The organism is Asanoa sp. WMMD1127 (assembly GCF_029626225.1).
Classification (GTDB): Bacteria; Actinomycetota; Actinomycetes; order Mycobacteriales; family Micromonosporaceae; genus Asanoa.
Map to the genome: position 1 here is coordinate 1,145,682 of NZ_JARUBP010000001.1, position 12,681 is coordinate 1,158,362.

The 12,681-nt window shown below is 69.6% G+C and carries 13 protein-coding genes; 8 read left to right on the forward strand and 5 right to left on the reverse strand.

The window, feature by feature from the left end:
* Positions 1 to 39: 39 nt before the first annotated feature.
* The 4 genes from O7635_RS05685 (at position 40) to O7635_RS05700 (ending at position 4,878) form a co-directional block, all read left to right on the forward strand.
* Entirely contained in the window at positions 40 to 1,716 is a 1,677-nt protein-coding gene (locus O7635_RS05685) for an ABC-F family ATP-binding cassette domain-containing protein (RefSeq protein WP_278079354.1), read from the forward strand.
* A gap of 91 nt (positions 1,717 to 1,807) precedes the next feature.
* Complete coding sequence (locus O7635_RS05690) at positions 1,808 to 2,203, forward strand: helix-turn-helix domain-containing protein (RefSeq protein WP_278079355.1); 396 nt, start codon at positions 1,808 to 1,810, stop codon at positions 2,201 to 2,203.
* Between the two features lie 58 nt (positions 2,204 to 2,261).
* Entirely contained in the window at positions 2,262 to 4,274 is a 2,013-nt protein-coding gene (locus tag O7635_RS05695; RefSeq protein ID WP_278079356.1) for an FAD-dependent oxidoreductase, read from the forward strand.
* 10 nt (positions 4,275 to 4,284) lie between these two features.
* On the forward strand, positions 4,285 to 4,878 hold the full coding sequence (locus O7635_RS05700) for a TetR/AcrR family transcriptional regulator (RefSeq protein ID WP_278079357.1): 594 nt from the start codon (positions 4,285 to 4,287) through the stop codon (positions 4,876 to 4,878).
* A gap of 212 nt (positions 4,879 to 5,090) precedes the next feature.
* Here the strand turns inward: O7635_RS05700 and O7635_RS05705 are convergent, their stop codons facing one another.
* From O7635_RS05705 to O7635_RS05715, 3 genes are all read right to left on the reverse strand, one after another.
* A complete protein-coding gene (locus tag O7635_RS05705) occupies positions 5,091 to 5,873 on the reverse strand; it encodes an SAM-dependent chlorinase/fluorinase (RefSeq protein WP_278079358.1) in 783 nt (260 codons plus the stop codon).
* Positions 5,874 to 5,964: 91 nt separating this feature from the next.
* Positions 5,965 to 7,557, reverse strand: coding sequence for an MDR family MFS transporter (locus O7635_RS05710; protein ID WP_278079359.1), 1,593 nt, complete (start codon positions 7,555 to 7,557; stop codon positions 5,965 to 5,967).
* Positions 7,557 to 8,192, reverse strand: a complete 636-nt coding sequence (locus O7635_RS05715; protein WP_278079360.1) for a TetR family transcriptional regulator — start codon at positions 8,190 to 8,192, stop codon at positions 7,557 to 7,559. Before O7635_RS05715 ends, O7635_RS05710 begins: the two co-directional genes overlap by 1 nt.
* A gap of 152 nt (positions 8,193 to 8,344) precedes the next feature.
* Between O7635_RS05715 and O7635_RS05720 the strand changes: the two genes are divergently transcribed.
* The 3 genes from O7635_RS05720 to O7635_RS05730 are packed head-to-tail and all read left to right on the forward strand — an operon-like array spanning position 8,345 to position 9,996.
* On the forward strand, positions 8,345 to 8,698 hold the full coding sequence (locus O7635_RS05720; RefSeq protein ID WP_278079361.1) for a hypothetical protein: 354 nt from the start codon (positions 8,345 to 8,347) through the stop codon (positions 8,696 to 8,698).
* 31 nt (positions 8,699 to 8,729) lie between these two features.
* Complete coding sequence (locus O7635_RS05725) at positions 8,730 to 9,692, forward strand: ATP-dependent DNA ligase (RefSeq protein WP_278085377.1); 963 nt, start codon at positions 8,730 to 8,732, stop codon at positions 9,690 to 9,692.
* A gap of 1 nt (position 9,693) precedes the next feature.
* A complete protein-coding gene (locus tag O7635_RS05730; RefSeq protein WP_278079362.1) occupies positions 9,694 to 9,996 on the forward strand; it encodes a DUF1905 domain-containing protein in 303 nt (100 codons plus the stop codon).
* A 54-nt stretch (positions 9,997 to 10,050) separates the two neighbouring features.
* Here the strand turns inward: O7635_RS05730 and O7635_RS05735 are convergent, their stop codons facing one another.
* Entirely contained in the window at positions 10,051 to 10,896 is an 846-nt protein-coding gene (locus tag O7635_RS05735; RefSeq protein WP_278079363.1) for an aldo/keto reductase, read from the reverse strand.
* 67 nt (positions 10,897 to 10,963) lie between these two features.
* Here O7635_RS05735 and O7635_RS05740 point away from each other — a divergent pair, with 67 nt between their 5' ends.
* Positions 10,964 to 11,416, forward strand: coding sequence for a hypothetical protein (locus O7635_RS05740; RefSeq protein WP_278079364.1), 453 nt, complete (start codon positions 10,964 to 10,966; stop codon positions 11,414 to 11,416).
* A gap of 264 nt (positions 11,417 to 11,680) precedes the next feature.
* Here O7635_RS05740 and O7635_RS05745 read toward each other — a convergent pair whose 3' ends face one another.
* Positions 11,681 to 12,469 carry an aldo/keto reductase gene (locus tag O7635_RS05745; RefSeq protein ID WP_278079365.1) on the reverse strand — a complete coding sequence of 263 codons (789 nt, stop codon included), beginning with the start codon at positions 12,467 to 12,469 and terminating at the stop codon, positions 11,681 to 11,683.
* Positions 12,470 to 12,681 lie beyond the last annotated feature (212 nt).

Genomic DNA, 12,681 nt, shown 5'->3' on the forward strand with positions numbered 1-12,681 from the left:
GAGGTTGTCGACGCTTTCCGACAACCCTGGAGGACCGCTATGTCTTCTGCCATCCTGCTCTCCGACCTCACCTTCGCCTGGCCGGACGGCGAGCCCGTGTTCGACGGACTCGACCTGGTCGTCAACCCGGGCCGCACCGCGCTGATCGGCGCCAACGGCTCCGGCAAATCCACCCTGTTACGCCTGGTCACCGGCACGATCAGCCCGACCCGCGGCACCGTACGCGTCGAGGGCCCGCTCGGCTACCTGCCCCAGGACCTGACGCTCGACGCCACCCGCCCGGTCGACGACGTGCTCGGCGTCGCGGCGACCCGGCGCGCCTTGGCCGCCGTCGAACGCGGCGACACCGACCCGAGCCTCTGGGCGACGATCGGCGACGACTGGGACGTCGACGACCGCGCCCGGGAGACGCTCGACCGGCTCGGCCTCGGCCACATCGACCTCGACCGTCCGGTCGGCGCGCTCTCCGGTGGTGAAGCGGTTCTGCTCGGGCTGGCCGGGCAACTGCTGCGCCGGCCGCGCGTACTCGTGCTCGACGAACCCACCAACAACCTCGACCGCGCCGCGCGGGAGCGGCTCTATGCGATGGTCACCGCCTGGACCGGCGTCCTCCTGCTCGTCACCCACGACCGCGAGCTGCTCGAACTCGTCGACCAGATAGCCGAACTCCGCGACGGCACGATGCGGCTGTTCGGCGGCACGTTCAGCGAGTACGAAGCCGCGCTCGCGGTCGAGCAGGAGGCCGCGCAACGGGCGGTCCGGGCGGCCGAGGGCGACCTGCGCCGCCAACGGCGCGAGCTCGACGACGCACACGTCAAGCTCGCCCGCCGGATCCGCTACGGCCAGAAGATGTGGGACACCAAACGCGAGCCGAAGGCCATCATGGCCCAGCGCCGGCGGCAGGCGCAGGTGTCGGCGGGAAAGCACCGCGGCCTGCACGAGGAACGGCTCGCGGACGCACAGGAGCGGCTGGCCTCGGCCGAGGAGGCGGTCCGCGACGACGCGACGATCCGCGTCGACCTGCCGGCAACCGCCGTGCCGCCGGCCCGGCGGGTCCTCACGGTCCGCGAAGCCGTGCTCCGCACGTCGGCCCCTTCGTGGGCGACCCGGGGCGCACCTTCGGTGGCGGTGCGAGACGCGCGGTTCCCGCGGGCGTCGAGCATCAGCTTCGACGTCTACGGACCTGAGCGGATCGCGCTGCTCGGTGTCAACGGCTCTGGCAAGACCACCCTCCTCGCGGCGCTCGCCGGCCGGCTGCCGGTGTCATCCGGTGAGGTCGACGTCGCGGTGCCGGTGCGGCTGTTGCCGCAACGACTCGACGTACTCGATGACGAACTGTCGATCGTGGCCAATGTGCATCGGCTCGCGCCGGCGGCAGGTGAGAACGCGATCCGGGCGCGGCTGGCCCGGTTCCTGTTCCGCGGCGCGCGGGCCGAGCGGCCGGTCGGCACGTTGTCGGGCGGCGAGCGGTTCCGGGCCACGCTGGCGGCGCTGATGCTGGCCGAGCCCGCGCCGCAGTTGCTGCTGCTGGACGAGCCGACCAACAACCTCGACCTGGCCAGCGTACGACAGCTGGGTGAGGCGCTGGCCGCGTACCAGGGCGCTCTGGTGGTGGCCAGCCACGACCTGCCGTTCCTGCGCGGCCTGGGCATCACACGCTGGTTGCGGCTCGACGGTGGCGAGCTGAGCGAATCGGGGCCGCCCTTGGGAGCTTAACCGGTCAGGGCGGTTCTTCGCCGGGGCGGGACGACGTCCGGTCCCGGCGGAGCGCCGCCATGATGAACCGGATAAGCCCTAAGGTGACGGGGTGGTGCGGTTTCGAATCAGCGAGGCGGCCGAGTTGCTCGGCGTCAGCCCCGACACGGTGCGCCGGTGGATCGACGCCGGCAAGCTGCCCGCGGGCCGCGACGAGCACGGGCATCGGCTGATCGACGGAACCGACCTCGCCGCCTTCGCGCGGGCCCAGCACGAGCAGGCCGAAGGCGGCGACACCTCGGCCCGCAACCGGCTCCGCGGCATCGTCACCGCCGTGGTCAAGGACGCGGTGATGGCCCAGGTCGACATCCAGGCCGGCCCGTTCCGGATCGTCTCGCTGATGAGCCGCGAAGCGGTCGACGAGCTCGACCTGCGCGTCGGTTCCGTCGCGACGGCCGTCATCAAATCGACGACCGTCGTAGTGGAGAAGGCGCCTGCACGGCGTTAGAGTCATCGATTAACCAGGAGCGGCGGCGCGCTCCCACCCCGATCGGGAGGAGAGCCTCGTGCCGTCCGTTTCTCGTCGTACCCTGCTGCGCGTTGGCGGCGCAGCCATCGCCGTCAGTGGCTTAACCGGTTTTGCTCCGGCCGCGCTCGCCGCGGCGGTGGTGTCCGCCGACCTCGTCGTCTACGGTGCCACCTCGGGCGGGTTGGTGGCCGCGATCCAGGCCCGCCGCATGGGCCGCACCGCCCTCGTCCTGGAGCCGTCGACCCACCTGGGCGGGCTGACCACCGGCGGGCTGGGCCAGACCGACAGCGGCACTGCCGCGTCCATCAAGGGCATCGCGGGCGAGTTCTATCGACGGATCCACGGGAAATACGCGGGTACGCCCGTCACGCCGACCTCGCCGGCCCGGTTCACCTTCGAGCCGCACGTCGCCCGCACGGTGTTCGACGAGATGCTGGCCGAGGCCGGTGTACCGGTTTACCTCGGCGTGCGGCTGGCCTCGGTCACCAAGTCCGGCAACCGGTTGGTCGAGGTCGCCGGCGACAACGGGCAGGCATACCGGGGCGCGATGTTCGTCGACGCGTCCTACGAGGGCGACCTGATGCACCGCGCCGGCGTCGCCTGGACCGTCGGCCGGGAGAGCAACGCCACCTACGGCGAGACCATCAACGGCGTCCAGCTCCGAAGTGGACACCAGTTCAACTTCGCGGTCTCGCCGTACGCGGTGGCCGGGAACCCGTCGTCCGGCCTGCTCCCGGGCATTTCGGCGACGCCGGTCGCGCCGGCCGGCACCGGGGACAACCTGATCCAGGCATACAACTACCGCATGTGCCTGACCCAGGCGGCGTCCCGCATCCCGTTCCCGAAACCCGCGGGCTACGACCCGATTCGCTACGAGCTTCTGCTGCGCTACGTGCAGGCCGGCTGGAACGGACCGTTCTTCACCACGCACGGCGTCGGCAACGGGAAGACCGACTCCAACAACAACGGCGCGTTCTCGACCGACTTCATCGGGGCCAACTACGCTTACCCGACCGCGTCGTACGCCGCGCGCGACAGCATCGCCGCCGAGCACCGTGCGTACCAGCAGGGCCTGATGTGGTTCCTGGCCAACGATCCCCGGCTGCCCGCCTCGATCCGCACCGCGACGGCGGCCTGGGGTCTGGCGGCCGACGAGTTCACCACCACGGGTGGCTGGCCGCCGCAGCTCTACGTCCGCGAGGCCCGGCGAATGGTGTCGGCGCACGTGATGACCGAGCGCAACTGCCGCGGCCAGGAGGCGGTGCCGGATCCGGTCGGGCTGGCGAGTTACACAATGGACTCCCACAACTGCCAGCGCGTCGTCGTCAACGGCGTGGTTAAGAACGAGGGCGACGTCCAGATCGGGGTGCCGGGCCCCTACGGCATCAGCTACCGCTCGATCGTGCCGGTCGAGTCACAGTGCGCGAACCTCCTCGTGCCGGTGTGCCTGGCGGCCAGCCACATCGCGTACGGCTCGATCCGGATGGAACCGGTCTTCATGATCCTCGGCCAATCGGCGGCGACCGCGGCGATCCTGGCCCTGAGTGCTTCTTCGTCGGTGCAACAGGTGGCGTACGCGAACCTGCGTGCCCGCTTGCTCGCCGACGGTCAGCTGCTGCAGTGGCCGCCGCCGCCCGCCGCGGGCGAGGTGATCGTCGACAGCCACGACGCTTCGGTGACCCGGGCAGGCACGTGGGTGTCGAGCACGTCGATCGGCGGCTACTGGGGCCGCGACTACGAGCACGACGGCAACACGGCCAAGGGGGTTAACCGGTTACGCTTCCGGCCCACGCTGCCGTCGGCCGGCACCTACACGGTCTACCTGCGGTGGACGGCGGACCCGAACCGGGCCAGCAACGTGCCGATCGACATCGTCCACGCCGGCGGCCTGACCACCCGGACGGTCGACCAGCGTGGCAGCGGCGGGCAATGGGTGCCGGTGGGCGCCTACTCGTTCGCCGCGGGCACCGGTGGCAGCCTCCTGGTTCGCACGGAGAACACGAACGGCTACGTCGTCGCCGACGCGGCCCGGTGGGTGCTGACGCCGTAGTCTGGCCGCCATGGCGGGTGGGGCGCGGAAGGAGCGGGCTGCGCAGACGCGCGCGGCGCTGCTCGACGCGGCGCGCACGCTGTTCGCGGAGCGCGGCTACCTCAACACGAAGATCACCGACATCACCGCGGCGGCCGGTCGGGCAACCGGTTCGTTCTACGAGCATTTCGCCAGCAAGGAGGAGCTGCTGCAGGCGCTGCTGGCCGACCTGGACAGCGCCGCCGACCAGCGGGTCGACCGAGACCATCCCCGCGACCACGACCTGACGGACCGGGCCCAACTCCGTGAGCATCTGGCCATCGCCTGGACGGTGATGACCGAACACCGGCCGGTGACGGTGGCGCTGTTCCAGTCGATGGTCGCGGAGGACCCGGCCTCCGGCCGGGCCTGGCTGGACCTGGTGAACCGGTCCACCACGCTGCGCGAGCACCTGGAGCACCTACGGGAGCGCGGCCATCGCCTCCCCGGCGATCCGGAACTGATCGCCGCCGCCATGGCCGCGCTCCTGGGCACCCTGAACTACGCGCAACCACCCACCGACCCAGACGCCGTCGTCGACGCCCTCACCGACCTGCTGCTGCACGGGCTGGCCGGCCCGCACTGAACCGGTCAAGCGCGAGCCATCCGGCCGCACACACCTCGACGGCGAACCCGGACAGGACTCCGCCACACGCACCGCGCGAAGCTATCCGGCCGCCCCTACCTCGACGGCGGTCCCGAACACGGCTTCGCCACGCGCACCACGCGGAGCTATCCGGCCGCCCACACCACGACGGCGGACCCGGACACGGCCTCTGCCACACGGACCGCGCGAAGCTATCCGGCCGCCCTCACCTCGACGGCAGTTCCGGCCGCGGGGTTTCCGAAGATCTCGGCCGCACTGCCGCCGCGGGCGAAGAGTTCGTAGCTGGTGCGGTCACCGCCCCCACCCCCACGTGGCCAACCGGAGCTGCCGGGCGCGAACGACAACTCCCCCGCCGGCACGGTGAACACGCCGTCCGCCACCACCGCCTCGGCCTCCGCGGAGCCGATGCGGACCCGGACCCGGCTGCCGGGTGGGGCGGGCGCCTCGTACCAGCTGGTCTTGATGTTGCCGTAGCCATCCACATAGGCAACGCTGCGCTGTGGCGCGGCCCCGACCGCGACCACTTCCCTGAGCAGCGAATCGTCACCGCGCACCAACCGCGCCACCGCGTCGGGGAACAGGTCGCGCGACCGGAACTGTGACCCCTCGGCCGGCACGTCGACCGCGCGGAAGACCACGCGTTCGTCGGCCACGAACGACAGGCTCGCGCCGGCGGCCACGCCGACGATCAGCACGCCGGACGGCAGCCGGGCGGCCAGGAGGCGCTCGCCTGCGTTGGACTCGCGCGGCGCGTCCTCGTCTGCCCGCGGCGCCACGTTGGCGTAGAGGATCCGGTCCGCCGGGCCCGCGCCGAACGCCAGCTGCGCCACGCAGAAGCCGGCGCTGACCGTGTCGAACGGCGGCACCGGGATCGCGAACACGTCCGCCTCGGGGAGGAGGCTCGCGAAGCGTTGCCGTACCTCGGCGAAGGCAAGATCACCCACCCCGTAGTCGGCCACCACCGTCAACAGCATCCGGCGCCCCCAAGAGAGAGAAAGTTTCCCTCAGGCAAGAATATGCGAAAGGCCCCTGTCGCGCCGCGACAAGGGCCTTTCCGCAGCGAACTCAGTGGATAGCAGCCGTCTCCTGCGCCAGCCGCTCGTCACCGCTCAATGTGGACAGCGGCTTCTCCTTGATGAAGATCACCGCGATCACGGCGAGGAACGCGATCGGCGCGCCGATCAGGAACAGTTCCGCGGTGGCCGACCCGTACACGTCGGCGATGATCTGGCGAACCGGTTCAGGAACGTCCGCCAGATCCGGGACCTCCGCGGTGCCCGAGCCGCCACCCGCGGCGACGCCCAGCTTCTCGGTCAGCCCGCTGGTCACCTTGTTGGCCAGCACCGCGCCCAGGGCGCTCACCCCGATCGCGCCGCCCATGCTGCGGAAGAACGTCAGCACCGACGTGGCCGCGCCGAGCTCGTTGGCCGGCACGTCGTTCTGCGCGGCCAGCACCAGGTTCTGCATGAGCATGCCGACGCCGACGCCGAGCACGGCCATGTAGACCGAGATGAGCACGACGCTCGTGTCCGCGCCGATTGTGCCGAGCAGCAGCATGCCGACCGTCATAGTCAGCGCGCCACCAACGAGGTAGCCCTTCCACCTGCCGGTCTTGGTGATGAGCTGACCGGCGACGGTCGACGAGACCAGCAGGCCGAAGATCAGCGGCAGGCTCATCAGACCGGCGACCGTCGGCGACTTGCCAAGGGAAACCTGGAAGTACTGCGCCAGGAAGACCGTCCCACCGAACATGGCCACGCCTACGAGGACAGAGGCCACAGTGGTGAGTGAGACGGTGCGGTTGCGGAAGATGGTGAGCGGGATGATGGGCTCCGCGGCCCGCGACTCGACGAACACCGCCAGCGCCAGGATCACCAGGCCGCCGACCACGAGCGCGGCGGTCTGCCACGAGGCCCACTCGAACTTGCTGCCGGCCAGCGTCGACCAGATGAGCAAAGTGGACACACCCGCGGTGATCAGCAGAGCACCGAGCCAGTCAATCTTCACTTCCCGGCGTACGACGGGAAGGTGCAGTGTCTTCTGCAGCAGGAAGATGGACAGCAGGGTGAACGGCACGCCCAACAGGAAGCACCAGCGCCAGCCCAGCCAGCTCGTGTCGACCAGCACGCCGCCGATCAGCGGCCCGGCGATCGTGCCGACGCCGAAGACAGCGCCGAAGATGCCGGAGTAGCGGCCAAGCTCACGCGGCGGGATCATCGCCGCCATCACGATCATCGCCAGCGCGGTCATGCCGCCCGCGCCGATGCCCTGCACGACGCGGCTGACGATCAGCACCTCGACGTTGGGCGTGAAGCCGGCGATCAGCGATCCGGCGACGAACAGCAGCAGCGACAACTGGATCAGGAGCTTGCGGCTGTAGAGGTCGGCCATCTTGCCCCACAGCGGCACGGTGGCGGTCATCGCGAGCAGCTCGGTGGTGACGATCCAGGTGTAGACGGACTGGCTGCCGTCGAGGTCGGCGATGATGCGCGGCAGCGCGTTGCCGACGATGGTCGACGCGAGGATCGACACGAACAGCCCGACCATCAGTCCGGACAAGGCTTGCAGCACCTCGCGGCGGGACATCCGCGCGGGTGTGCCGTCTGCGCTGGGCGGCTCGGCCGGGATCGGTTCGGACGAGGTGGTGACGTCGGTCATCAAGTGTCCTTAGTGGAGGGATGTGGTGGTGGCTCGGCCAGGCCGCTGGCGACCATGTCGAACGCCTCGTCGACGAGCTTGGCGAGGGTGGTGGGGTGGGCGCCGGGATCGTCGCTCGCCCAGCGCATGAAGGCGACCCGGAACGCGGCGCCGGTGACGGCGGCCGCGACGGACGGGAAGGCGTGGTCGTGGGGCAGGCCGAGCCGGTCGGCGACGGCCATGGCGACCGCCTGCTCCGACTCGACGCTCGTGGCCAGCAGCCGGGGCAGGAGCGTCGGGTTCTCCGCGACCACCCGCATCCGCAGGCCGAGCGCCTCGCGGTGGTCCTCCATCTGATGGATCACCGGGACGAACGCGAGCCGCAGGGCCTCGAAGAGCCCGATGTGCGGCGGAAGTGACCGGAACAGGTCCAGGGTGCGGCCGATCTCGGCCTCGTCGGCGAGAACTGCCTCGTCCTTGCTGGCGAAGTAGTTGAAGAAGGTCCGCGACGAGACGTCGCACGCCTCGCTGATCTGCTCGACCGTGACGTTTTCGAGCCCGTGCTCGGCCACCAACCGGAGGGCGGCGGCAGCCAGCGCGGCGCGGGTGGCCAGCTTCTTCCGGTCGCGTCGGCCGAGGGCGGGTGCGGAGCTCACCACCTGATGGTACGCGTGGATCTTGCACAACACGAAAAGTTTTATTCTGTGAAGCCGGGCACAGATCAGGAGCGCGTCAAAAGCCGCCGGGGCGCCGTAGCGAGGATGTCAAGATCGTGGATCTGCGCTTACGCCCGCGCTGAGCTGGGCGCATGGCAACAACTCGGCACCCGGCGACCCCCAGGGTGACCCCCGGCATCGAGCTGGGAATCGGCTCTGTCGCGGCCGTCGTACTCACAATCATGCTGGCTTCGGCGCCCGTGCCTCTCGGCCTGGCCGGCCTCGCGATCGCGACCATCGCGGGCGCGGCGGTCATCCCGGACTGGCGCTACAGCTTGGGCCTCGCGGTGATCGCGTACTTCCTGTTCGTCGGTTTCATCGCCGGCGACATGGGTGTGCTGAGCTGGCGGGGTCACGATGCCGTGTGGCAACTCTTCACCTTCGGCCTCGCGTACGCCGCCGGGCTCGTCCTGCGCTGGCTGCTGCACTCACCGCCGCCGGACTGAACCGTTCAAGCTGGCGGGCGATCGTGAAAACATAGGGCGCATGGCTGGTGAAGAGCGCGACGGGGTGCCGCTGACCAACCTCGACCAGGAGCTGTTCGACGGCGTCGGCGCCACCAAACGCGACCTCGTGGACTACCTCGACGCGGTGCACGAGCGGATGGTGCCCGCGCTGCGCGACCGACCGCTGTCGGTGATGCGCGTGCGGCCCGGCCAGCCGCCGTTCATGCAGAAGAACCTGCCCAAGTACACGCCGGAATGGGTTGCCCGGGCCGATGTGTGGGCCGACCGGTCGCGGCGGATGGTCAGCTACGCGCTCTGCAACGACCGCCGCACGCTGATCTGGTTCGCCAACCAGCGGGCGGTCGAATACCACCCGGGCCTTTCGGTGAGCCAGGACTGGGCACATCCGACCCACCTGATCCTCGACCTCGACCCGCCCGAGGGCGGCCCGTTCCGGCTGGCGGCCCAGGCGGCGTTGCTGGTGCGCGAGGTGCTGACGGCGTGCGGGATGGCCGGTGCCGCCAAGACCAGCGGGGCCAAGGGCGCGCACGTGTTCGTACCCTTGGCGTCTGGTCAGGCCCACGACGACGTGGCGGCGGCGACACGGGCGATCGCGGCGCGGGCCGAGCGCCTCGACCCGGCGCTGGCGACCACCGCGTTCATCGTCGAACAGCGCGAGGGCAAGGTCTTCCTGGACTCGACGCGGGCAGGTGGGGCGACGGTGGTGTCGGCGTACTCGCCGCGGTTGCGGCCTGGCGTGCCCGTCTCGTTCCCCTTGCCGTGGGACGCGTTGGAGTCGGCGACGCCTGGTGATTACACGGTTCACACGGCCGCGGCGGCGCTGGGTTCTTCGGATCCGTGGGCCTCGTTGATGCCTGCGCCGCAACGGCTGGATCCGAGTCTCGTCGAAGAGGGCCACACGATTCCGATCGCCCGCGTGGTGGCGATGCACGAGGGCAAGCGCCGGGCCCGCGAACGCCGTGCGGAGTCCTGAGGTGCGGTTCGCTTTCGACGCGGAGCTGTGGGAGTGGGACGCCCGGCGTGACGACAGCTGGGTGTTCGTGACGGTGCCGGCCGAGGCGTCCGCCGAGATCCGCGACCGCACCGCGGGCGTCCGCCGTGGGTTCGGCTCCGTGCGGGTCCGCGTGTCGATCGGTGGCAGCGGTTGGCGGACGTCGGTCTTTCCTGACAGCGCGAGTGGGTGTTACGTGTTGCCGTTGAAGCGCGCGGTCCGGCGGGCGGAGGGTCTCGACGTCGGCTCGGTCGCCAGGGTGGCGGTGGAGATCATCGAAACCTGATCCGCTCCGGGGGTGTGCCCGCCGATTACGGGAACACCCCCGGATCGTGGCGGGTCAGACTCGGGTGAGGCTGGCGATCTCGGCCTGCGACAACTTCAGGTCGAGGGCGGCCAGGTTCTCGTCGAGGTGGCCGAGGTCGCCCGTACCCGGAATCGGCAGCATCGCCGGCGACCGGCCGAGGAGCCAGGCGAGCACGACCTGACGTGCCGACGCGGAATGCCGCTCGGCGATCTCGTGGACCGTCGGGTTCTTGTCGAGGTCCTGGATGGGCGCCCAGGGCAGGAACACCATCGACTCCTGCTCGCACAGGTCGACGATGCTCTCCGAGAACCGGTCATCGACGTTGTAGCGGTTCTGGATCGAGACGATCGGTGTCAACCGCTGCGCGGCGCGGATCTGCTCCTCGCTGACGTTCGACAGACCGATATGCCGGATCTTGCCCTCGTCCTTGAGCTTGACCAGTTCAGCGATCGAGTCTTCCAATGGCACGTTCGGATCGGGCCGGTGGAACTGGTAGAGCGGGATCTGGTCGAGCTTGAGCCGGCGCAGCGAGCCCTCGCACACCTCGCGCAGGTGCTCGGGGCGCCCGTCGGCCGGCCAGGGCACAAACGGCTCGGGTCGGAGCAGGCCACCCTTGGTAGCGATGACCAGATCATCCGGGTACGGGTGAAGCGCTTCAGCAATCAGCTCCTCGCTCACGTTCGGCCCGTACGAGTCCGCCGTGTCGATGAAGTTGATGCCCGCGTCGACCACGCGGCGCAGCACCGCGATGGCTTGTTTCTTGTCGGCCGGCGGCCCCCAGATGCCCGGCCCGGTGACGCGCATGGCGCCGAACCCGAACCGGTTGACGGTGAGATCCCCACCGACGTCGATCGTCCCCGCGGAGCTGGCGTTGGGCATGGTCCAGACACTCCAATCCGATGCCTCTTCGTGTTCTGGACTCTAGCTCCGCGCATAAGGTGTCCAAATGATCCTGGATTCCGACGACGAACGCGCTCTCGCCGCGAACCTCTTCAACCGCGTCTGGGACCTCCTGGAGCGTGCCGACCGCACCCAGACTGACGACGACACGATGCTGCACATGGCCCACGCCAGCCGACACCACTGGGGCCAGGCCGGTGAACCGGTCAACCTGGTCCGCGGTGAATGGCAGTGCTCCCGCGTCTATGCCGTGCTCGGGCGAGCTGAACCGGCCAACCACCACGCCCGACGCTGCCTGCACCTGTGCGAAGAGAACGGAATCGGCGGCTTCGACCTGGCGTACGCCTACGAAGCCCTGGCCCGCGCCGCATCCCTGTCCAACGACCCAGCCGCGGCGGGCTTCCTACAACAGGCGCGCTCCTGCCTGACGGACATCCCGGACGACGACGACCGCGAGTTGGTAGAGGCCGATCTGCGATCGCTGGAAGGCAGAGTGTGACGCCCGACCACTCGAGCGGATGCAGCTGAATTTGGGCCAGCTGCCGTTCCGCGATAGTTAAGCCGGGCGACCCAGCCCAGACCGCACGCACCTCGGTCAGCCGGGCCACCCGGCCCAGACCACACGCACCGCGGTCAAGCCCGGCGTACCCGGCCCAGGCCGCGCTGCCCGCGCGGAGCACCGAAAATCGGTCAGCACGCACGCGCCGTGGTCAACGACATGCGATCGGCGCGCGCGAGTGGGCGCAAAACTCGATAGCGGCCCTCAGCCGCCGAGCCGGGTCAGGACGGCGACTTCAGCCGACGTCAGGTTGAGGTCGACTGCGGCCAAGTTGTCGTCCAGGTGGGCCGGGTCGCTGGTGCCGGCGATCGGGAGCATTGCCGGCGATCGGGCAAGCAGCCAGGCCAGCGCGACCTGGCGCGGCGAGGCCGAATGGCGGTCGGCGATCTCTTGGATCGTCGGGTTGTCCGTGCCCTGGATCGGCGCCCAAGGGATGAACACCATCTGCTCCTGCTCGCACAGGTCCACGATGGTCTCGGACGACCGGTCGTCGACGTTGTAGCGGTTCTGGATCGACACGATCGGCACCATCTGCTGGGCGACGCGGATCTGCTCCTCGCTCACATTGGACAGTCCGACGTGCTGCACCTTGCCCTGCTCCTTGAGCTGCACGACGCCGCGCATGCTTTCCTCGAACGGGACCTTCGGATCGGGTTTGTGGAACTGGAACAGCGGGATCTGCTCGAGCCGCAACCGCCGCATGGAGGCCTCGCACGCCTCGACGATGTGCTCGGGCCGCCCGTCCTTGGGCCAGAACCCGTCCGGCTCGCCATCGTCTGGACCGGTGCGGTACATGCCGGCCTTGGTGGCGATAACCAGGTTGTCCGGGTACGGGTAAAGCGCTTCAGCAATCAGCTCTTCACTGACGTTGGGCCCGTACGAGTCCGCCGTGTCAATGAAGTTGATGTCTTCCTCAACGGCCCGCCGCAACACGGCGATGGCATCATCCCTGTTCGCAGGCGGGCCCCAGATCCCCGGCCCGGTGATCCGCATAGCTCCAAACCCGAACCGGTTAACCGTCAGATCCCCGCCGACGTCGATCGTCCCTGCAGTAGTGGCCGACACCATGTCCCCCGCGCCTCCAATCCCAGACGCGCCGCGGCGCGCCCCCGTTAGCCGCTCTCTGGAGCCTAGCTCCACCAGACCGGTACGCCCTCTTTAGCGAATCCCGAGGCTTCTGAGGGATTTGTGATTGAGCTAGACCA

Excerpts from the sequence above, each read along its gene's own strand:
- O7635_RS05745 (WP_278079365.1), bottom strand. The coding sequence starts at position 12,469 with ATGCGGATCACCGGGCCGGGGATCTGGGGCCCGCCTGCGAACAGGGAT.
- O7635_RS05705 (WP_278079358.1), bottom strand. The coding sequence starts at position 5,873 with ATGCTGTTGACGGTGGTGGCCGACTACGGGGTGGGTGATCTTGCCTTC.
- O7635_RS05710 (WP_278079359.1), bottom strand. The coding sequence starts at position 7,557 with ATGACCGACGTCACCACCTCGTCCGAACCGATCCCGGCCGAGCCGCCC.
- O7635_RS05740 (WP_278079364.1), top strand. The coding sequence starts at position 10,964 with ATGATCCTGGATTCCGACGACGAACGCGCTCTCGCCGCGAACCTCTTC.
- O7635_RS05700 (WP_278079357.1), top strand. The coding sequence starts at position 4,285 with ATGGCGGGTGGGGCGCGGAAGGAGCGGGCTGCGCAGACGCGCGCGGCG.
- O7635_RS05685 (WP_278079354.1), top strand. The coding sequence starts at position 40 with ATGTCTTCTGCCATCCTGCTCTCCGACCTCACCTTCGCCTGGCCGGAC.
- O7635_RS05720 (WP_278079361.1), top strand. The coding sequence starts at position 8,345 with ATGGCAACAACTCGGCACCCGGCGACCCCCAGGGTGACCCCCGGCATC.
- O7635_RS05735 (WP_278079363.1), bottom strand. The coding sequence starts at position 10,896 with ATGCCCAACGCCAGCTCCGCGGGGACGATCGACGTCGGTGGGGATCTC.